This is a genomic window from Arthrobacter silvisoli (assembly GCF_003369445.1).
Taxonomy (GTDB): Bacteria; Actinomycetota; Actinomycetes; order Actinomycetales; family Micrococcaceae; genus Arthrobacter; species Arthrobacter silvisoli.
Genome location: NZ_QRCU01000033.1, coordinates 1 through 20,756, shown reverse-complemented (window position 1 = coordinate 20,756; position 20,756 = coordinate 1). Strand labels below are relative to the sequence as shown.

15 protein-coding genes are annotated in these 20,756 nt (G+C 68.1%); 10 read left to right on the top strand and 5 right to left on the bottom strand.

Going from position 1 to position 20,756, the window contains the following annotated elements:
* Positions 1 to 153: 153 nt before the first annotated feature.
* Entirely contained in the window at positions 154 to 1,386 is a 1,233-nt protein-coding gene (locus tag DWV11_RS08585; protein ID WP_115788470.1) for a L,D-transpeptidase, read from the top strand.
* Between the two features lie 57 nt (positions 1,387 to 1,443).
* Here the strand turns inward: DWV11_RS08585 and DWV11_RS08580 are convergent, their stop codons facing one another.
* Positions 1,444 to 2,241: an RDD family protein gene (locus tag DWV11_RS08580; RefSeq protein WP_115788487.1), complete on the bottom strand. Its 798-nt coding sequence runs from the start codon at positions 2,239 to 2,241 to the stop codon at positions 1,444 to 1,446.
* Positions 2,242 to 2,317: 76 nt separating this feature from the next.
* Here DWV11_RS08580 and DWV11_RS08575 point away from each other — a divergent pair, with 76 nt between their 5' ends.
* A complete protein-coding gene (locus DWV11_RS08575) occupies positions 2,318 to 3,310 on the top strand; it encodes a stage II sporulation protein M (RefSeq protein ID WP_210725703.1) in 993 nt (330 codons plus the stop codon).
* Between the two features lie 136 nt (positions 3,311 to 3,446).
* Positions 3,447 to 4,667 (top strand): TIGR01906 family membrane protein, encoded by a 1,221-nt coding sequence (locus DWV11_RS08570; protein WP_115788469.1) that lies wholly within the window; start codon positions 3,447 to 3,449, stop codon positions 4,665 to 4,667.
* A 135-nt stretch (positions 4,668 to 4,802) separates the two neighbouring features.
* Here the strand turns inward: DWV11_RS08570 and DWV11_RS08565 are convergent, their stop codons facing one another.
* The gene (locus tag DWV11_RS08565) at positions 4,803 to 6,449 is read right to left on the bottom strand and encodes a dolichyl-phosphate-mannose--protein mannosyltransferase (protein ID WP_115788468.1); all 1,647 of its coding nucleotides are present in this window, start codon (positions 6,447 to 6,449) and stop codon (positions 4,803 to 4,805) included.
* Between the two features lie 144 nt (positions 6,450 to 6,593).
* On the opposite strand from DWV11_RS08565, the gene rsmI reads away from it, so the two are divergent.
* Together rsmI and DWV11_RS08555 are read left to right on the top strand one after the other, a co-directional pair.
* Positions 6,594 to 7,457, top strand: coding sequence for a 16S rRNA (cytidine(1402)-2'-O)-methyltransferase (gene rsmI / locus DWV11_RS08560; RefSeq protein WP_115788485.1), 864 nt, complete (start codon positions 6,594 to 6,596; stop codon positions 7,455 to 7,457).
* A 191-nt stretch (positions 7,458 to 7,648) separates the two neighbouring features.
* Positions 7,649 to 9,130, top strand: coding sequence for an NAD-dependent succinate-semialdehyde dehydrogenase (locus tag DWV11_RS08555; protein WP_115788467.1), 1,482 nt, complete (start codon positions 7,649 to 7,651; stop codon positions 9,128 to 9,130).
* A gap of 93 nt (positions 9,131 to 9,223) precedes the next feature.
* Here the strand turns inward: DWV11_RS08555 and DWV11_RS08550 are convergent, their stop codons facing one another.
* From DWV11_RS08550 to DWV11_RS08540, 3 genes are read right to left on the bottom strand one after another with little or no spacing between them, the layout of a single operon-like run.
* The gene (locus DWV11_RS08550) at positions 9,224 to 11,725 is read right to left on the bottom strand and encodes a transglutaminase TgpA family protein (RefSeq protein WP_245953513.1); all 2,502 of its coding nucleotides are present in this window, start codon (positions 11,723 to 11,725) and stop codon (positions 9,224 to 9,226) included.
* On the bottom strand, positions 11,722 to 13,155 hold the full coding sequence (locus tag DWV11_RS08545; RefSeq protein WP_115788466.1) for a DUF58 domain-containing protein: 1,434 nt from the start codon (positions 13,153 to 13,155) through the stop codon (positions 11,722 to 11,724). Before DWV11_RS08545 ends, DWV11_RS08550 begins: the two co-directional genes overlap by 4 nt.
* Positions 13,156 to 13,164: 9 nt before the next feature.
* Positions 13,165 to 14,235 (bottom strand): AAA family ATPase, encoded by a 1,071-nt coding sequence (locus tag DWV11_RS08540; protein WP_115788465.1) that lies wholly within the window; start codon positions 14,233 to 14,235, stop codon positions 13,165 to 13,167.
* Between the two features lie 150 nt (positions 14,236 to 14,385).
* On the opposite strand from DWV11_RS08540, the gene DWV11_RS08535 reads away from it, so the two are divergent.
* From DWV11_RS08535 to DWV11_RS08515, 5 genes are all read left to right on the top strand, one after another.
* Positions 14,386 to 15,312 carry a TatD family hydrolase gene (locus DWV11_RS08535; RefSeq protein WP_115788464.1) on the top strand — a complete coding sequence of 309 codons (927 nt, stop codon included), beginning with the start codon at positions 14,386 to 14,388 and terminating at the stop codon, positions 15,310 to 15,312.
* Between the two features lie 279 nt (positions 15,313 to 15,591).
* Positions 15,592 to 16,725: a resuscitation-promoting factor gene (locus DWV11_RS08530; protein ID WP_115788463.1), complete on the top strand. Its 1,134-nt coding sequence runs from the start codon at positions 15,592 to 15,594 to the stop codon at positions 16,723 to 16,725.
* Positions 16,726 to 16,883: 158 nt separating this feature from the next.
* The gene (gene rsmA, locus DWV11_RS08525; RefSeq protein WP_115788462.1) at positions 16,884 to 17,765 is read left to right on the top strand and encodes a 16S rRNA (adenine(1518)-N(6)/adenine(1519)-N(6))-dimethyltransferase RsmA; all 882 of its coding nucleotides are present in this window, start codon (positions 16,884 to 16,886) and stop codon (positions 17,763 to 17,765) included.
* Positions 17,762 to 18,736 (top strand): 4-(cytidine 5'-diphospho)-2-C-methyl-D-erythritol kinase, encoded by a 975-nt coding sequence (locus tag DWV11_RS08520; RefSeq protein WP_115788461.1) that lies wholly within the window; start codon positions 17,762 to 17,764, stop codon positions 18,734 to 18,736. The genes rsmA and DWV11_RS08520 overlap by 4 nt, the downstream gene beginning before the upstream one ends.
* Positions 18,737 to 18,762: 26 nt before the next feature.
* Positions 18,763 to 20,607, top strand: coding sequence for an ABC-F family ATP-binding cassette domain-containing protein (locus DWV11_RS08515; protein ID WP_115788460.1), 1,845 nt, complete (start codon positions 18,763 to 18,765; stop codon positions 20,605 to 20,607).
* Positions 20,608 to 20,756 lie beyond the last annotated feature (149 nt).

The window sequence follows — 20,756 nt, the reverse complement described above, 5'->3', positions numbered from 1 at the left end:
TGCCGCTGACGGCAGCATCATTCGCGGGGCGCGGGTTGTGTCATGCAACCCGCGCTTTGCTGTTTGCAGCCCCGGGCGCGGCTAGAATTGGCTGGTTACTTTGACAGGCCCGTTTCGATGCCGGGCTGCATTTGGGGATGTAGGAGACGGAACATGCGGGACAGGGCGAAACGCCGTACCGGGAAGATCCTGGCGATTGCCGGAATCTGTGCCTTGGTCGCGGCCGGTGGAATCGGCGTCGCGACGGCGCCTTCGTGGCTCGGCCATGCCCCCGAATCAGAGGCCGGCTCCCCGCAGCGCAGCGAAGCCGGGCTCGCCGCTGCCGTCGTCAAGGCCGTGGAACTGGGCATCACGCCGCTGGACGGCGCCCGCGAAGTGAACCCCGCCGTCGGGCCGACCGTGAAGGCCGTGAACGGCACCGTCAAGGACGTCGTCCTGGTCCCGGCGGACGGCGGCACCCCGGTGAAGGGCAGCACCAGCGCCGACGGCAGCACCTGGAGCACCCTGGAACCGCTGAAGTTCAACACGAAGTACAACTACTCGTTCACCGTGGTGGACGGTGCCGGCCGGGAAACCAAGAAGACCCAGTCCTTCACCACGGTCTCCACGCCCAACGAAGCCGACGCTTCGGTGTACCCCATGAACGGCTCGGTCATGGGCTCCGGCCAGCCCATTGAGATCAACTTCAGCGAACCGGTCCTGAACAAGGCCGCGATGGAGAAAGCCGTCAAGGTCACGGTGTCGTCCAAGCAGAAGGTGGCCTGGCGCTGGTACTCCGACCAGAAAGTCCGCATCCGTCCGGAGAAGTTCTGGGCCTCGGGCACCAAGGTCACCGTGGACCTGGCACTCTTCGGCAAAGAGTTCGGCAACGGGATGATCGGCAACTCGAATGTGAAGGTCACCTACACCACCGGTCCGCAGCGCGTCGCCGTCGTTGACGACCTGACCAAGACCATGAAGGTGTACATCGACGGCACGCTGGTTCACACGGCACCGGTCACACTAGGCAGCCCGGACTGGCTCTCTCCCACCGGTTACGCGGTGATCATGGAACAGCAGCGCTATTCGAAGTTCAACGCCGGCAGCATCGGCCTCAAGCCCGGCGACAAAGGCTACTACCCGCCGCTGACCGTTGAGCGCGCCAACCGCCTGACCAACTCCGGCGTGTACGTGCACCAGGCGCTGCCGTCCGCCTACGGGGCGGTTGGTGTGGTGAACGTCTCGCACGGCTGCGTCGGTCTGCTGCCGGCGGACGCTACCTGGTTCTTCAACAACATGAGGACCGGCGACCTGGTCCAAGTGCTGAACACCGGGGCTCCCGCAGTGGAGCCGCTGGAAGGCTTCGGCGACTGGAACATCCCCTGGGCCTCCTACGCCCACCGCTGATCAGGCCGGTCGTACCGCTGGCCTGGGCATTGATGATGTCGAGCGCTGATTAGCTGATCAGCTGAACGGTGTCCGGGCGAGGCGTTCGCCGATGATCCTGCTGCGTTCCTCGGCGCGCGTGAGCCTTTTCAGTTCGCGGTTCCGCCGCTCGCCCAGCACCGCCCACAGGTAGTCTTCCGGGAGCGTTCCCAGCGGTGGCGGGGGAGCCACGTGCGCGGACAGTTCCGTTGCCAGGGACATGGCCAAGTTGATGCGCGACGCCGGAGCCATCCTGGGTGCCTGTTGCACGAACTGGGTGGCCCGCCGGGCAGCCGCGTCGGGGATCCGGCCGATGTCGGCCATGGCCACCCATCCCTGCAGGTACGGCGGGGCGAACGGGAACACCTTCACTTCGTCCTGGACGCGCTGGCGGAGGGCATAGGTTCCGGCCACGATGTCGCCGAGCCTCTTCGACTTGTCGTTGAACAGCGCAACCGCCACGGCCAGGCCGCCGAACGTCAGGAAGATTTCGAGGAATCCGATCAGCCCCCGGATCACCGCGTGCCGGAAACGGATGGAACCGCCGTCGTCGCGTACGATCCGCAGGCCGACGGCAAGTTTGCCCACCGAACGCCCGCGGCTCAGGGTCTCAACCGCCACCGGCACAATCACCAGGCACAACACGCCGTTGAACAGGATCAGCGTCCGGCCCGCTGCCTCGTCCAGGTCCGGGAGCAGGCTCCCGACAAGCAGCATCACGACCATCAGGAGCACGAAATAGACCAACAGGTCCAGGATCAGGCCGAGCGCGCGGGCAGCGAACGACGCCGGCCGGAGTTCAAGGACCACTGCTTCGCCGGTAATGATGGAACTCACGGATGCCCCCAACGCTGATTGCTTGTCCTCAGAGTTTAGGCCCCCGTCAACAGCGGCAGGGGGTTAGGGTAGTGCCGTGGATATCGACGCCTTTTCCGCGGTGCATTCTGCCAAATGGGCGCGCCTGCATGAACTGGCGCACCAGAGGCGTCTCAGCGGTGAGGAAGCCGACCAACTCCTGAAGTTGTACCAGGCGGCGTCTTCGCACCTGTCGCTGATCCGCTCGGTGGCGCCGGAAGGTGCCCTGTCCGCGTCATTGTCCGCCACGCTGGCACAGGCCCGGACCCGCTTCACCGGGGCCCGCTCGAACTTCATGGAGGACCTTGCCGCGTTCTTCGTGGTCTCACTTCCCGCGGCTTTTTACCGCCTCCGGTGGATGACCCTGTGGTGCGGGGTCTTCTTCTGCCTCGTGGGCGCCGCGTATGCCTTCTGGATCGGGACGTCCCCGGAGGCCCTTCGCGCCCTCGGGAGCAACGCCCGGTTGAAGCATTACGTGGACGAAGAGTTCATCGACTACTACTCGGAAAACCCCGCGGCATCGTTCGCCGGCGCGGTGTGGACCAACAATGCCTGGATCGGTGCGCAGGCTGTCGCCTTGGGAATCACGGGGTTCTGGGTGCCGATGATGCTCGTGGCGAACGCCCAAGGCGTAGGCATCGCTGCCGGGCTCTTCGCCGCCACAGGCAAGCTGGACGTGTTCTTCAGCTACATCCTCCCGCACGGGCTCATGGAGCTCACGGCGGTCTTCATCGCCTCCGCCGCGGGGCTGAAGATCTTCTGGGCCATGGTGTCGCCCGGCCCCCGGCGGCGCATCCAGGCCGTGGCCGATGAAGGGCGTTCCTTGATCACCGTGGCCTTGGGGCTGGTGCTGGTGCTGTTCGTCTCCGGGCTGGTTGAAGCCTTCGTGACGCCGAGCCCGCTGCCGGTCTGGGCGAAACTCCTGATCGGCGCCCTGGTCCTGGCCGCCTACTGGGTGTACACGCTCGTGCTGGGCGGGCGGGCCTTCCGTGCCGGATCCACCGGCGACCTCGACAGCAAGGACGCCGGATACCGGGCGATCGCTGCCTGAAGGACGCAGCGGATTCTGGTTCCGGCCGGGGTGGCTCGTCGCCCCGGCACAAAGCCTGACGGTAGGCTCGAATACAGAGAATATTGCCGGCGACCTGTTTTACGCCTGCATGCGAACCCTACGGAAGTGAAGCGACGTGAGTGACAAAACCCCGAACCCCAGTGAGCCGGACGTGGATATCGACGACGACGGCGAGCCGGCTTTCGAGTGGATGAAACCGGCTGCCGCCAAGGAAGCGCCCGGAAAGGCGCCGTCCGCTTCTCCCGCCACATCCTCGGAAGCCGCCAAGCCTGGCGACGCCGGTAACCCCGGCGCGACCGCCAAGCCCGGCGAGACCGGTAACCCCGGGGCGGCCGCCAAGTCAACCGGGCTTGCCCGAACGGCGGGTGCCTCTGCACCCGTCCAGGCCGGCCGGACGCCCGAGGGGCAGCCTGAAACCCGCGCGGACCGCAAAGCCGCAGAGGCTGCCGGCGCCGCGCCGGAACCGGCCCTGTTCGCCGAGCCCCTTCCGACGTCGGCCCTCCATGTCCGGCCACCCGAAGCGGAAGTGGAACGCCGCAACGCCGAGCGCGAGCTGGCCGCCAACGCCAAGCCGGTGGCGCCGCGGATCTTCCAGGTGCTTCTGGCCGTGTTCTACCCCGTGGTGCTGCTGGTCGTGGCCATCAGGGCCGTCACCAGCCCGCTGTTCCTCTGGGTGGAGTACAACCGCCCGGGATTCCCGGGTGACGGCTACGGCTTCAGCACCGACGACCGGATGACTTACGGCTCCTACGCCGTGGACTACCTCAGCAACTGGGCGGGCCCGCGGTACCTCGGCGATCTGGTCCGCGAAGACGGCACCAAGCTGTTCAAGGACAGCGAAGTGGTCCACATGGCGGACGTGAAGCTCGTCATGCTTTCCGCGTTCGGAGCGGCGGCCCTGATGGTGCTCATCGGGATCATCGCCATGCTGTACCTGCGCAAGCGCAGCACTGGCGGCATCCGCCGTGGCCTCTTTGCCGGATCGATCGCCACGCTGGTGGTCATCCTGGCGCTGGGCACCCTCGGTGTGCTCGGCTGGCAGCAGTTCTTTACCGAATTCCACCGGATCTTCTTCGCCAACGGCACTTGGACTTTCGCCCTTGAAGACACCCTGATCCGCCTGTTCCCAGGCCAGTTCTGGATGGATGCGGGCATCGCCATCGCAGGACTGGTCTTCCTGGCGGCCCTGCTCACCTTGATCTTCACCTGGCCGACCCGCCGCCGCCGTGGCCTGCCGCCCCGCAAGGGACCGGAAAGCGGGACTGACGCGGCGGAGGAAGCCGGCGACGCCGGAACGAAGGAAAGCGACGACGCCGCCCGCGGAGCGAACGCGTAGCGAAACCGGCGCCGGCATTGGTCTTGGTCAGCATTGGACCCGGCCGGCATTGATCCTGGCCGGCATTGATCCTGCAGTTCCGGCGGCTTCTGGGCAAGTGAAGCTGCCGGACCTGCAGGATCAATCTGTTGAGCGCTAGATCCAGGACGGCATCCACATGCGCATCCGCCATTCCTGGTAGCTGATGGTCTCGGCTGTCCAGACGGGGTAGAAGTAGGCGGAAACCAGCACGGCCAGTACCACCACCAGACCCACCAGATAGATGCCGGAGAGTCGCCGCCACTGGGGGTCGGCGCGCTTGCCCAGGATCCGGCCCAGCCCGTACGTCAGGGCAAGGACGAGGAACGGCTCGAAGGACAGGGCGTAGAAGAAGAACATGGTCCGCTCGGGGTACATGAACCACGGCAGGTAGCCTGCGGCGACCCCGGCGAGGATGGCTCCCGCGCGCCAGTCGCGGCGTCCTGCCCACCAGAACAACAGAGCGGCCAAGGCGACCGTTGCTCCCCACCAGACCACCGGGTTGCCCACGGAAAGGACCGCCGTGGTGCAGCTCGGGAGTTCGCAGCCGGCGCTGCCCAGCTTGGGGGACTCGTAGAAGAAGGAGGTGGGCCGGCCCATCACCAGCCAGCTCCACGGACTCGACTCATAGGCGTGGTCGGCGCCCAGGCCCTGGTGGAACTTGTACGCTTCCTGGTGGTAGTGGACCAGCGAGCGGAGCGGCGCCGGAATCCAGTCCCAGGACGATGCCGGCTGCTTCTCGGCCCAGCCGCGGAAGTACGCGTCCTTGGAGAGGAACCAGCCGGTCCACGTGGCAAGGTACACGGCTGCTGCCACCGGGATCATGGTGAAGAACGCCGGCACCCCGTCCTTGAGCACCGCGGCGCTGGCCCAGCTGCGGACCCCTGCGATTCTGCGCGCATTCATGTCCCAGAGGACGGTCAGCAGGCCGAATACCGCGACGAAGGCCAGCGCCGACCACTTCACGCCCACCGCGAGGCCGAGGCAGACGCCGGCTGTGAGCCGCCACCACCGCATTCCGAGGAACGGACCGGCCACCAGGGCCGTCGCCGCCGGCGGGCTGTCCCGGTAAGCCGCGGCGAGCCGCGTAGCAAGCCGGCGCCGCCCGTCGTCGCGATCCAGCAGCAGGGCGCCGAAGGCGGCGAGGAGCCAGAACATCAGGAAGATATCGAGGATGGCCGTTCGCGACATGACCAGATGGTGGCCGTCGATGGCGAGCAGTAGCCCGGCCACCCCGCCCAGCACGTGCGAGCGGAAAAGCTTCAGGGCAATGAGCGCCACCAGGAAGACGGACAGGGTCCCCGTCAGCGCGGCGGCGAAGCGCCAGCCGAAAGGGTTGTCCGGGCCGAAGAGACCCATGCCCCAGGCGATCATCCATTTGCCGACGGGCGGATGCACCACATACTCGGGAGTGTCCAGCGGCAGGACAGGATGCCCGGCCTTGAAGGAGTCGTTGGCTTTCTGCGGCCAGTTCCGCTCGTAGCCGCTCAGCAGGTAGGAGTAGGCGTCCTTGACGTAATAGGTCTCGTCGAACACGAGGCTGTGCGGGGTGTCCAGCCTGACAAAGCGCAGGATTCCGGCGATCACTGCGGTAGCGGCGGGGATCAGCCAGAACCACAGACGCAACGACGGCGGGTAGTCCCGCCAGCTCTGGATGTCGCCGATCAGCCTGGCCCGGAGGGCCGCGGCGGTGAAGGCTCCGGCGGGCCGCACCAGCCAAGCCGGGGAGGCGGGGCGCACGGAGGTCTCTGTCACCTGCCCCATGCTACCGCCGCCGGCTGTGGCCAGAGGGCGTATCAGTCCAGCTTGGGAGCTAGGCTTGATCAGGTGAGTGAAGAAGCACAGCCCCAGGCCGACGTCGTCGATTCCGCCCCGGAGAACCTCCAGGAAACCGCAGCGGACGACGCCCTGAACACCAGCGTCCTGCCGGTGGTTCCGGGCGGCGGCCGGATCGTGCTCGCCGCGACGCCGATCGGCAATGTCGGCGACGCCTCAACCCGCCTGGTCGAGCTGCTGCAGACCGCGCACGTCATCGCCGCCGAGGACACCCGCCGGCTGCACCGCCTGGTGCACGCCCTCGGCATCGAGGTGTCCGGCCGGGTCATCAGCTACCACGAACACAACGAGGCCACCAAGACGGCGGACCTCCTCGAACAGGTCCAGGCGGGCAAGACCATCCTGATGGTGAGCGACGCCGGCATGCCCGCCGTCTCGGACCCGGGCTTCCGCCTTGTCGAGGCGGCCGTGGCGGCAGGCCAGTTCGTCACCGCAGTGCCTGGCCCGTCGGCCGTGCTGGCGGCCCTTGCCCTCTCGGGCCTGCCCACCGACCGCTTCTGCTTCGAAGGCTTCCTGCCGCGCAAGGCGGGGGAGCGCGCCTCCCGTTTGGCGGAGCTTGACGGCGAACGCCGCACCATGGTGTTCTTCGAAGCCCCGCACCGGCTCGAAGCCATGCTCCGGGCCCTCCACGACCGCTTCGGCGCCGAGCGCAGGATCGCCGTGTGCCGGGAACTGACAAAGACCTACGAGGAAGTCCTCCGCGGCACCGTCCAGGAACTCCTGGAATGGGCAGAAAACAACGAGGTCCGCGGGGAAATCGCAGTGGTGGTGGACGGCGCACCCGAGAAGGCGCCCGGCACCCCCGAGGACCACGTGGCCGCCGTCAACGAGCTCGTGGCCCAGGGAATCCGGCTCAAGGAAGCCGTGGCCGCCGTGGCCGAGGAGGCCCGCATCAGCAAGCGCGAGCTGTATTCTGCGGTGCTCGCGGCGCGGTAGGACCGTGTTCCCGGCGCGGTAGGCGGGGCTGTGCAAGTGCACAGAGACAGGCGGGAGCGGCAGTGCGCGAAGGCGTAGACACCTTTTTGATTCCGGCAGTACCGTGGCAGTTAATCCCCGCAATAATGCGACCCACGTAACACCAAGGGTTGGTGCATTTCCACAATCCACCGCCTGACGAAGGAGTCACTGTGACTGTCACCGCAGAACGCGAAGCAGAACTGCTCGCCAAGGTTCCCACCGGCCTGTTCATCAACGGCGAGTGGCGCGACGCCTCCACCGGCAAGACCTTCGATGTCGAAGACCCGGCCACCGGCAAAGTCCTCCTGAGCATCGCCGACGCCACCAGCGAGGACGCCCTCGCCGCCCTGGACGCGGCCGACGCCGCCCAGGCTTCCTGGGCCCGCACCGCCCCGCGCGAACGTGCCGAGATCCTCCGCCGCGCCTTCGAACTTGTCACCGAACGTGCCGAGGACTTCGCACTCCTGATGACCCTCGAAATGGGCAAGCCGCTGGCCGAGGCCCGCGGCGAAGTCACCTACGGCGCCGAATTCCTCCGCTGGTTCTCCGAGGAGACCGTGCGCGACTACGGCCGCTACCTCACCACCCCCGAGGGCAAGAACAAGATCCTCGTCCAGCGCAAGCCCGTCGGTCCCTGCCTGCTAATCACCCCCTGGAATTTCCCGCTCGCCATGGCCACCCGCAAGGTTGCCCCGGCCATCGCCGCCGGCTGCACCATGGTGATCAAGCCCGCCAAGTTCACCCCGCTGACCACCCAGTTGTTCGTGGCAACCCTGGCCGAAGCCGGCGTGCCCGCCGGCGTGGTCAACGTAGTATCCTCCTCGAGCGCGTCCTCCATCTCCGGCCCGATCATGAAGGACTCCCGCCTCCGCAAGGTCTCCTTCACCGGCTCCACCCCCGTGGGCAAGCGCCTCATCGCCGACGCCGCCAACAACGTGCTGCGCACCTCCATGGAACTGGGCGGCAACGCACCGTTCATCGTGTTCGAGGACGCCGATCTGGACAAGGCCGTCGAAGGCGCCATGGCCGCCAAGATGCGCAACATGGGCGAAGCCTGCACCGCCGCCAACCGCTTCCTGGTCCACGAGTCCGTGGCCGCCGAATTCACCGCGAAGTTCGCTGCCGCGATGGGTGCCCTGACCACGGGCCGCGGCACCGAAGACACGTCCAAGGTGGGCCCGCTGATCGACTCCGGCGCCCGCGACGACGTCCACGCACTGGTCACCGCTGCCGTGGCCCAGGGCGCAACGGTCGCCACCGGCGGCGGCCCCGTGGACGGCGACGGCTACTTCTACGCGCCCACGGTCCTCGCGAACGTTCCGAACGACGCCGACATCCTCGGCTCCGAGATCTTCGGCCCGGTGGCCCCCGTGACCACCTTCGCTACCGAGGAGCAGGCCATCAAGCTGGCCAATGCAAGCGAGTACGGCCTGGCGTCCTACCTCTACACCCGCGACTACGCCCGCATGTTCCGCGTGGCCGAGCAGATCGAGTTCGGCATGGTCGGCTTCAACGCCGGTGTCATCTCCAACGCGGCGGCGCCCTTCGGCGGCGTGAAGCAGTCCGGCCTGGGCCGTGAAGGCGGCGCCGAAGGCATCGCCGAATACACCACCACCCAGTACATCGGCATCGCCGACCCGTACGCCGGCTAAACAGCCAACCCCACGCAACAACAGGCGAGGGCCCGGTTCCGGAACACACCGGAACCGGGCCCTCGCCCTGTGTGGCTTCCCTCCCAGGCCCAGTCAGTTGCCGCGGCGCAGCCGGCGTACGGCCTTCCGGACAACGTTCCAAGCCCAGCGGCCCGCGCGTGCGACGCCCCGGCCAAGCCAACGGAACGGCGCGGACACGGTGCGGAACCAGCGGGACAACAACGACGGCGGGAACCAGTCCGCGCGCAGGCGCACCAGCCAGGACCCTCCGCTGCGCAGCATCGTCCGCACCGCGGCCAGCCGCTCCGCGGTGAGCTGCCCCCCGGCGCCGGGGGTGCCGTCCGCGGGGCGACCGTAACGGTGCCGCTCGAAGTCGGCGGTGAGCTCGCGCACCGCCCGCATTCCGGCGTCGTCGGCGGTTGCCGACGGAAGGGACTCACGCAGCCCTATGGCGAAATGCCGGGGCGTCTGGCTGGCTCGCGGGATGTGGCCGTAATCGCGGGCCAGGTCCTGCAGTTCTTCCCAGGCGAGTGCAGGGGAGACGGCAGCGCTTGCCTGGCCGGCCTCCCGGAAGCCCCTGAGTCGGCGGGCCCGGATGCCCGCGCGGAGCAGCCGCGGTGAGGCAAGCAGGGCCACGGCAAACAAGGCGCCGGCGAGGATGAGGAGCGAATGCGGAATTCCGGTGCCGGCACCTGTGCCGGTGCCGGGCAGCGGGGCACCCGGAAGGGCGCGGCTGTTGGGCTGGGCGGTCTGGTTCGGGATCGGGATGGCGTCCTCGTCCAGGTTGCTGCCGCTGCCGCCCGGAGTCACGGCATCGGCGGCGTAGTCCGGAACGGAGCCCCGGGAAGGGGTCGGTTCGAACGGCACCCAGCCGAGGCCCTCGAAATAGAGCTCCGGCCAAGCGTGTGCGTCCCGGGCGTCCACAGCGAACTCGGTCAGGGGCTCGCGGCCGCCTACAGCGATGGAGTTTCCGGTGGGATGGCCGGGTGCGTAGCCGACGGCGATCCTGCTGGGGATGCCCGAAACCCGCGCCATGACGGCCATGGCGGAGGCGAAATGCACGCAATACCCGCTCTTTTGCTGCAGGAAATCGGCCAGCACGGACAAGCCGTTGCCGTCGTAGCCGCCCTGCACCGGGGCCTGCAGCGAATACGTGAACTCGGCAGAGCGCAGGTACCGCTGGATGGCAAGGGCCTTGGCGAAGTTGTTCTGGATCCCCGCGGTCAGCGTGCCCGCCGTGTTCCGGACGATCTCCGGCAGGTTGCCCGGGACCTCGGTGAACTCCCCGGCAAGCTCGCCGGAACCGGGGGAGGTGGTTCCGGCCTGGCTCAGGGCTGCCGCGGTGATCTGCGGGAAGACCGAGATCACCGTGTAGTGCTGGTTCCGCGACGTGGCGTCCTCTCCCATGATGCTCAGGGTCAACGGATCCCAGGACCAGCGGCCGTTGAGTCCGTTGACGGCGGCCGGCGAGTACGGGACCGGCAGGTATGGACTGGTGAACTGGCCGGTGTCGATGACGGTCTGTACACGGACGAGGTTCTCCGGGAGCCGGTATGAGGGGACGATCTGCCCGGTGCCGAGCCGGCGGCTGGAGTCCCGGTCGTCGGGCGCCCAGCTCTCCCCGTCGAAACGGTCGATAGTAACCGATCGCAGGTAGACCGGCGCGCTGGAACTTGTGGCGTAGGTGATCCGGCCGTCGCCGGTGGGGGTGCGCAGGCTGTTCCCGAGGGTGATCATCGGATTCAGCCCGTTCGATGGCCCCCAGGGATTCAGGCGGGACCCGACCGGGAACGTACCTTGGTCGAAGCCCGGAACGGCCAACGGAAGGACCAGGCCCACGGCCAATGCGGCACCGCCGAGCACCACGGAACGCCGGAACTGGCCTCGCCCGAGCCCGGCGCCTGACTGGAGCCGGTCGTCCGGGGCGAACCGTTGGGCGCAACCCAGGATCAGGATGAAGCCGGCCGCCGCCACCATGAAACCGGCCAGCCCGGCGCCTTGGGGTTTGATCGTGGCCGGGACCACGAGCACCGCGAGCAGGCCCAGGCCGGAGGTAGCAGGCAGCGCCAGCGGGACGGCAAGCGAATCGATCAGGATCACCACGAGGCCCAGGCACAGGCAGCTCAACAGCACGATTCCGGTGTTCGGAGCCACCGGCGCCGACTCCGCGTAGACCGTCTCACCGGCCCGGTCAAACAAGACAAAGGCCTGCTTCACGCTTGCCGGGCCGGGAATGAAGCCGGCGATGCTCTCCTTCCGCAGGAAGGTGCCGCACAGGATGAACGCAAGGGCCGCGAAGCCGCCCAGGGGCACGAGCGCCGCCGGCGCCCGCAGCGTCCGCAGCAGCGCCATCGCGAGGACCACGACGACGACGGTGACGGCGACCGGGGACAGCCAGGCCCAGCCGCGGAGGACGCCGTTGAGGGACAGTGAGGCGCCGATGACCCCGACCGCGATGGACCCGGCCATGGCCCAGGGGTAGGCGCCGGCCGATCCCTTGGGCGGCCGGGCCGGATTTGAAGGCGCTGCAAGGCTGCTCCTCGCGGCACCGCTGCGCTGTGCACTCATCGCGGCACCGCCGCGCTGTGCACTCATCGCGGCACCGCCGCTCCGCGCCGCACGTCCATCGCGGCAGTGGCCGCCGCCATGATCTCCCCCTGATCGAAGGCGGACCAGGCCGCAGCCAGTTGTGTTCGCGGAGTCACGGCGAGGGCACGCCAGCCGCCCTGGCGGAGCGCGTCCACGGCGGACTGGACGCTTCGCGGATGCTCGGTGACCAGCAGGGCGAAGGCATTGGCGCCGTACGCGGCCGCCGGGGCAAGCGCCCTCGCCTCGGCCTCGCCGAGCGAACCGAGCAGGGCCAGCACCGGGCCACGGAGGCGGTGGGCCGCGAGCTTGTCCATGAGGTGGTCATCGAATGCCGCCTCGCCGCCGTCGGGATTTCCGCCGTCGCCGCCCCGGGCATCGCCGCGCTTGCCCTCGACGTGCAGGTGCCGCGGGCCGTCCAGCTGGATGGCGGCCAGGCTTTCGCTGATGGACTGCAGGCCGCCGGAGCCGCTGTACTCCTCCGCATCGGGGAACGGGGCCGAATGCGAGCCGCGGAATGCCGGGTACCCGGCGGCGTCCAGGAACCGCAGGGAGTAGTTGCGTTCGGCGAGGTGGGCGCTGATGGACATGGCCGCGGTTACGGCCCATTCGAAGCTGTCGCTGCTGAGCAGTTCGAAGGAATCGTCATGGCCTGCCGGGAAGCGGGACCCCGGACCGGTGGCGAACAAGGAATACCGGTGGTCCATGATGATGGTCGCCTCGGGAGTGGTGACCGATTCCTCCTGCCGCACCATCAGCTCGCCGTGGTGGGCCGTCGCTGCCCAGTGGACCCGGCGCATGGGGTCGCCATGCCGGTACTCACGGGTCATGACGTCGTCGTCACTCGGGTTGGCCTGGATGCGTGTAGCCGTGACGCCGTCGTTGCCGCGCGCGCCGGCCAGCCCGGTTGCCGGGAGTTCGACGGCGGCCGGCGTCACCGTGAGCAGCTCGCCGTCGTCGATCGTGTGCCGGTGCAGGGACAGGCCGAAGGGATCACAGAACTCGGCGGTCACCGGACCGATCTTGAACTGGCCCCGCCGGCCCGAGCGCAGATGGTACTCGTAGCGGCTCGTGCCACCGCTCGCGGAGCGGGCGGGGAAACGGAACGCCGGCGGTTCGCCGAAGCGCGGCGGCAGCTGCTCCTGCATGATCACCGGGGCGTTCGAACTGCCGGTGCGGGCCACCGCAAGGCGGACGGTCGCCGTCGAGGACGTCTCCACTGTGGGTGGCGTGAAATCCCGGAACACTTGGAACCGCGGCTTGAGGACGCGCACTCCGGCCAGCGAAACCAGCGGCAGGACGATGAGCAGGATGCCCAGTGCCAGCAGGTCGCGGCGGCCCATGATCTGGGCAAGAAGCAATGAAGCCGTGCCGGCGGCCAGCAGGCCCCAGCCCCGGGTGGTGAACAGATGCTTCGGAAGCAGCTCCAGCAGGGCCATGGCGGGCTCCTATGCGCGGCGGGTGTCGGCCGCCGCGTCCTTGCTGACCGGCAGCGACGCCAGGATGGCGCGGATGACGCTCTGCGGTGTGTCGCCGGCGCCGGCGGCCTTCCGTTCAAGGATGATGCGGTGTGCGAGCACCGGCTCGGCGACCGCGACGACGTCGTCCGGGAGCACGAAGTCCCGGCCGTCCAGGGCTGCGGTGGCCTTGGCGGCACGCAGCAGCTGGAGCAGGGAGCGCGGGCTGGCGCCGAGCCGCAGCCGGGCGCTGTCGCGGGTGGCGTGCCCGATCGCCACCGTGTACTCCTTGACAGCCTGGGAAACATAGACCTGCTGCACCGCGGTGATCATTGCGGCGACGTCGGCGGCAGTCACCACCGGGGTGACCTTCGCCAGCGGAGAGACGGCCTGGTGGGTTTCGAGCATCTCGATTTCCGAGGCCTGGTCCGGGTACCCCATGGAAATCCGGGCCATGAAGCGGTCCCGCTGCGCTTCGGGAAGGGGGTAGGTCCCTTCCATCTCGATCGGGTTCTGCGTGGCGACCACCATGAACGGCTCGGCCAGCTTGTAGGACTGGCCGTCCACCGTGACCTGGTGCTCCTCCATGCATTCGAGGAGCGCGGACTGGGTCTTCGCCGAGGCGCGGTTGATCTCGTCGCCGATGACGATATTGGCGAAGACCGCGCCCTTGCGGAATTCGAACTGTCGGGAGGACTGGTTGTAGATGGACACTCCCGTCACGTCGGAGGGCAGCAGGTCAGGGGTGAACTGGATCCTGCTGACGCCGCAGTCGATGCTCCGGGCGAGGGTCTTGGCGAGCATGGTCTTCCCGACGCCGGGAACGTCCTCCACCAGCAGGTGTCCCTGGGCGAGGAGGACGGTGAGGGCGAGCTTTGCGGCTTCTGCCTTGCCGTCGATCACTTGGCTGACGGCGGCCAGGATTTTCTCGCTGGCGGCGTGGAATTCCGCGGCAGGCATGGCGGTGTGACGGTGGCCGTTGGACGATCCCGCTTGGGCGGGAGCATCCTCCATAGGGGCGATTCCCTGGTGCCGGACCGTGCTCTGATGCTGTGAATCCATGGACTACCCTTCAACCATGACGGAACCCCGCAGGCCCGCGGCCCGACGGGATGCTCCACCCCCTGATACCAAGACTACCCAGAGGTAGCCTGCCGCAGACAGGGCCAGTGCTGCGGCCAACGTCAGGCCCCGGGCCGTTAGGGTGGACGCATGTGCAATTCCCTTCCCCCGCGTTCCTACCGTGCCCCGGAAGAGGACGCCGGCAGCGCCGAAGAAGCCCCCGGAAAAGACGCAGGCAAGCGGTCCCGCAAGGAATACCCGCCGGCTCCGGAGCCGCTGCCCGTACCGGTGATGGACAACCACACCCACCTCGACTTCCGGCACGGCCTGCTGGAGGTCCCGGTGACGGACGCGCTCGACGCGGCGGCCGCCGTCGGCGTCCAAGGAGCGGTACAGGTGGGGTGCGACCTCGAGTCTTCCCGTTTCACCGTGCAGGCCATCGAAGCGGACCGGCGGCTGCTGGGCGCGGTGGCCATCCACCCCAATGACGCCCCTGCCTACGCCGGCCGCGGCGAGCTGGAGGAGGCGCTCGCGGAGATCGAGGAACTGGCCGGGCATCCGCGTGTGCGCGCAATCGGCGAGACCGGGCTGGACTTCTACCGCACCCACGGAGAAGGGCTGGCGCACCAGCGCTACTCCTTCCGGCGCCACATCGACATTGCCAAGCGGCTCGGGTTGACGCTGCAGATCCATGACCGGGACGCGCACGACGACGTCGTCCAGGTGCTGCGCGAGGAGGGCGCCCCGGAGAAGGTGGTGTTCCACTGCTTCTCCGGGGGAGCGGAACTGGCTCGGATCTGCAACGAGAACGGCTGGTACATGTCCTTCGCCGGCACGTTCACCTTCAAGAATGCCGACAACCTTCGCGAAGCCCTGTTGATCGCCCGGCCGGAACTGATGCTGGTGGAAACCGATTCTCCGTTCCTCACCCCGCACCCGTACCGCGGCCGCCCGAATGCCAGCTACATGGTCCCGTACACCGTGCGGTCCATGGCCGAGGTTGCGGAAAAAGACCTCGCCGGGCTGTGCGCACAACTGGCCGGGAACACGCTCGCAGCCTACGGATCGTGGGACTGAGGCCCCTCCCGCGGATGACTTGGTGCATACCGGGTATGCACGATTTCTTGGTCGATTTATAACGCTTCGGTTACAGTGGGTAACCAGTAGCCGGGGTCGGGGAAGGCCAGCGGATACGAAAACTCCGTTCGCACTGGAAAGTTTCACGTAGATCGGTAGTGGCGGCGCACGTGCTCCGCCGCAGTAATCCCTTGCGCCCGCGCGCTCGGGACAAGGCTGCGGCAGGCGGGCCGATGCGCTTTTCCCCGTGCCCGGATGGTCCAACAGTTACGGGCAAAAATGGTCAAGTTCTTCACCACGGATGGCAAGTTCAGCTTCGTCAAAGTCGGTGCGCAGCTGCTGGTGCTTTCGGCACTGGTGCTCGGGGTTGTCGCCTTCACGGGCAACAACAAGACGGTCACCCTCAACGTCGACGGTAAGGTGAGCTCCATCCAGACCTTCGGCGGCACGGTTGACCAGGTGGTCAAAGCCGCGAAGGTCGAGCTCAAGCCGGCGGACCGGGTCAGCCCGGCGCTGGATGCTTCGGTGCAGAACGGCTCCATCATCAACGTGAACCTGGCCAAGTCGGTCTCGGTCACCCTCGACGGAACCCAGCGGACCGTCAACACCAACTCCCCGGACGTCGAAGGCCTTATCACCGAACTCGGCGTGGCCAGCAGCTCGGCCATCTCCGCCGACAAGGACATGCAGCTGGCCGTCTCCGGCTCGGTCCTTTCGATCTCCACGCCCAAGAAGGTCACGCTGATCGCCGACGGCAAGAGCTCCGTCAAGACGACGACGGCGGCCGACGTCGCCACCGTCCTGAAGGACGCCGGCGTCGTGCTGGGCGCGAACGACCGCGTCTCGCAGCCCAAGCAGGCCCCGGTCATCAAGAACATGGTGATCAAGGTCTCCCGCGTCGACCTCTCCAAGACGACCACCGTCACGGAGAATGTCCCCTTCGAGACCATCAGGACCAAGAGCTCCGCGATGTACACCGACGAGGAGAAGGTCACCCAGGAAGGCGTCCTCGGCCAGCTCAAGAAGACCTTCAAGCTGGTGCTGGTTGACGGCCGCGAAGCCTCCCGCAGCCTGCTGACCTCCGCGGTGACCGTCAAACCTGTGGCCGAGAAGGTCACCGTCGGCACCAAGGAACGCCCCGCGCCCGCAACCTCCAGCGGACCCACCGGCGCCCCCAACGAAGCGATGTGGGACCGGATCGCCCAGTGTGAATCCGGCGGTAACTGGGCCATCAACACCGGCAACGGCTACTACGGCGGCCTGCAGTTCGACATCCAGACCTGGCTCGGTTCCGGTGGCGGCGCCTACGCCCCGAACGCCAGCCTGGCCAGCAAGGCCCAGCAGATCGACATCGCCAACCGTGTCTACGCGCAGCGCGGCCTCTCCCCGTGGGGCTGCGGCTGGGCAGCCTGACGGCGACACCACGCGGCGAGGCAGGCCGGGTCCGGATTTCCGGGCCCGGCCTTTCCCGTGCCCGGGCCTTGCCGGTACCCGGGCCTTTCGGCATGCCGGCCTTCGGCCTGCGGGCGCCCGTGGAAGGGCGGACAGCGGGCAGGCGATACGATACCTAGGTGACTGAAGCGAATCCCGAACCTGCCGCCGTCGCGCCCCTCCTGGGAGCCGCCGACATCCGACGGCTCGCCGAGGAAATCGGTGTCCGCCCCACCAAGACGCTGGGCCAGAACTTCGTCATCGACGGGAACACGATCCGCCGTATCGTCTCCGCAGCCGGCGTGGACCCGGAAGAAACTGTCCTGGAGGTCGGCCCCGGCCTCGGCTCGCTGACCCTTGGCCTGCTCGATGCCGCCAAGGAAGTCGTTGCGGTCGAAATCGACCCGGTCCTGGCGGCCAAGCTGCCAGAGACTGTGCGCGCCTGGCGCCCCGAAGCCGCGGACGCCTTCCACCTGGTGCTCTCGGACGCCATGAAGGTCACCGAACTTCCCGTCCAGCCCACCGCCCTCGTGGCCAACCTGCCCTACAACGTTGCCGTGCCCGTGGTGCTGCACCTGCTGGAGCATTTCCCGAGCCTGCGCCACGGCCTTGTCATGGTGCAGGACGAGGTGGCGGACCGGCTCGCCGCGACCCCGGGGTCGAAGATCTACGGCGTCCCGTCGGTCAAGGCTGCCTGGTACGGGCACATGCGCAAGGCAGGCGTGATCGGCATGAACGTCTTCTGGCCGGCGCCCAAGATCCACTCCGGACTCGTGGCCTTCACCCGCCAGGAAGCCCACGACACACACGCCACCCGTGAGCAGGTGTTCGCCGTCATCGACGCCGCCTTCGCCCAGCGCCGCAAGACCCTCCGCGCCGCCCTGGCCGGCTGGGCGGGCGGCGCCGCCGAAGCCGAACGCTGCCTCGTGGCCGCAGGCGTGGATCCGACCGCCCGCGGAGAGGTGCTGGACATCGGTGCCTACATCCGGATCGCCGAGGCGCGCCACCCGCAGGCCGCATGAGCCGCGCGGTCGCCGGAAACCAGGCCCGCTTCGCGCCGCGTACCGTGAAGGTCCGTGCCCCGGGCAAGGTCAATGTCTCCCTCAAAGTCGGCCCGCTTCGCCCGGACGGCTACCACTCGGTGGCGAGCGTCTATCTGGCGGTGTCCCTCTACGAGGAAGTGGCCGCCACCAGCACCGCGACACCCGGGATCACGGTCAGCATCAGCCCGGACAGCACCCTGGACCTCGACGGCGTCGACATCCCGCTGGACGAACGGAACCTTGCGTACAAGGCGGCCGCGATCATGGCCGAGGTCTCCGAGAAGGCCACCGGTGTGCACCTGGAAATCACCAAGCGGGTTCCCGTGGCCGGCGGCATGGGCGGCGGCTCAGCCGACGCCGCGGCAACCCTGCTGGCGTGCGACGCGCTCTGGGACAGCGGCCTGTCCCGCGAAGAACTTGCCCACCTGGCAGCCGAACTCGGCGCCGACGTTCCGTTTTCGCTGCTGGGCGGCACAGCCGTCGGGCTGGGTGTGGGAGACAAGCTCTCACCCGCGCTGGCAAAGGCACAGATGGACTGGGTGCTGGTCTGCGCCGACTACGGCCTCTCCACCCCGGAGGTCTTCCACACGCTGGACCGGCTCCGTGACGCCGAAGGCGTGGCCGCCGCCGAACCGAGCGAAGTGGATGCCCAGATCCTGCAGGCCCTGCGCGGCGGCGATCCCGAAGCGCTGAGCCGGGTGCTGGTCAACGACCTCCAGCGCGCGTCGATCGAACTCGCCCCGCAGCTGCGGGACACCATCGGGCTCGGCGAATCCAAGGGTGCCCTGGCCGGCTTCGTTTCCGGCTCCGGGCCCACCGTGGCGCTGCTGGCGCACAGCCCGGCCGCCGCCCGCGAACTCGCGGAAGAACTCGGACACCTCGGACACACGGCGCTGTCCGTCCACGGACCGGTTCCCGGGGCGCGGATCATCTCCGATACCCTGCACTAATTCATTCCCCAAGAAAGTAGTACCCAGTGGCCCACCTGCTCGGCGGTGAGAACCTCACCGTTTCCTTTGCAACGCGCACCATCCTCGACGGCGTCACCCTCGGCCTCGAGGACGGCGACCGGATCGGCATGGTGGGCCGGAACGGCGATGGTAAGTCCACGCTGATGCGGCTGCTCGCCATGCGCTCCACCCCGGACTCCGGCCGGGTCACCAAGCGCGGCGACGTCAACATCGGCTACCTGGACCAGTCCGACGTCCTGGACGGGGACCTCACGGTCGGCACCGCCATCGTCGGCGACCGCGCCGATCACGAGTGGGCGGCCAACCCGAAGATCCGCGAGATCATGGGCGGCCTGGTGGGCGACGTCGACTGGCACGCCAACGTCCACGCCCTGTCCGGCGGCCAGAAGCGCCGCGTTGCCTTGGCCAAGCTCCTCATCGAAGACCACGATGTCATCATGCTGGACGAACCGACCAACCACCTCGACGTCGAAGGGGTCGCCTGGCTGGCCCGGCACCTCAAGTCCCGCTGGCGCGCCAAGCAGGGCGCCTTCCTGGTGGTCACCCACGACCGCTGGTTCCTTGACGAAGTCTGCAACCGCACCTGGGAAGTGCACGACGCCATGGTGGACCCGTTCGACGGCGGGTACGCCGCCTACGTTCTGGCACGCGCCGAGCGCGACCGCATGGCCGCCGTCGTCGAGAACAAGCGCCAGCAGCTGGTCAAGAAGGAACTGGCCTGGCTCCGCCGCGGCGCGCCCGCCCGCACCTCCAAGCCCAAGTTCCGCATCGAAGCGGCCAACGAGATCATCGCCGACGTCCCGGAGCCCCGGGACTCCGTTGCCCTGAACAAGATGGCCACCGCCCGCCTGGGCAAGGACGTGCTGGACCTCGAAAACGTCTCGCTCGATTTCCAAGGCGGGTATGCCGGGCAGAAGCTCTTCAACAATGTCACCCTGCGCCTGGCCCCCGGGCAGCGGCTCGGCCTCGTGGGCGTCAACGGCGCCGGCAAATCCACCCTGCTCCGCCTGCTCAACGGGGACATCACCCCGGACGCGGGCAAGGTCAAGCGCGGCAAGACCGTTGTCACCGCCGTCCTCAGCCAGGACGTGAAAGAACTCGACGAGGTCAAGGACCTGCGCGTCGTCGAGGTCATCGAACGCGAAAAGCGCTCCTTCAACGTGGCCGGCAAGGAACTCACCGCCGGCCAGCTCGTGGAGCAGCTCGGCTTCACCAAGGAAAAGCAGTGGACCCCCGTGGCCGACCTCTCCGGCGGTGAGCGGCGCCGCCTGCAGCTGCTGCGCCTGCTGGTGGGCGAACCCAACGTCCTGATGCTCGACGAACCCACCAACGACCTCGACACCGACACCCTCGCCGCCGTCGAAGACGTCCTCGACGGCTGGCCGGGCACCCTCGTGGTGGTGAGCCACGACCGCTACCTCCTGGAACGCGTCACGGACTCCCAGATGGCCCTGCTCGGCGACGGCAAGCTCCGCGACCTGCCCGGCGGCGTCGACCAGTACCTCGAACTGCGCGAGGCAGCGCTCGCTTCCGGGACCGTCAGCGGCTCTGCCGGGACGGGCCCGACGGCGGCCAGCGGCGCAGCAGGTGCCGCCCCTGGCGCAGCCGGTACAAACGGCCCCACCGAAGCCGAGAAGCGCGAAGCCCGCAAGGAACTGAACCGGATCGACCGTCAGCTCGGCAAGATCGCCCAGCAGGAAGAAAAGCTGCACACCCAGATGGCGGCCAAGTCCGAGTCCGGCGACTTCGACGCCCTGGGCGAGCTGAACACCAAGCTCCAGGAGCTCCTCGCCGAAAAGGAAGGCCTCGAACTCGAATGGCTCGAGGCCGCGGAGGTCCTGGGGGAGTAGCTCGCCTTTCCGTCCGTTTCCACGCACCTTTCCGGTGGCCGCCTTGGGTGGGTTCCGCCGTGGTCGCCTGAGACGCAGACAACGGCCCTCCGCCGACCCTTCTATAGCTGTCAAGCCCCGCGGGTGCTCGGGTTTGTCGCGTTGAGTGT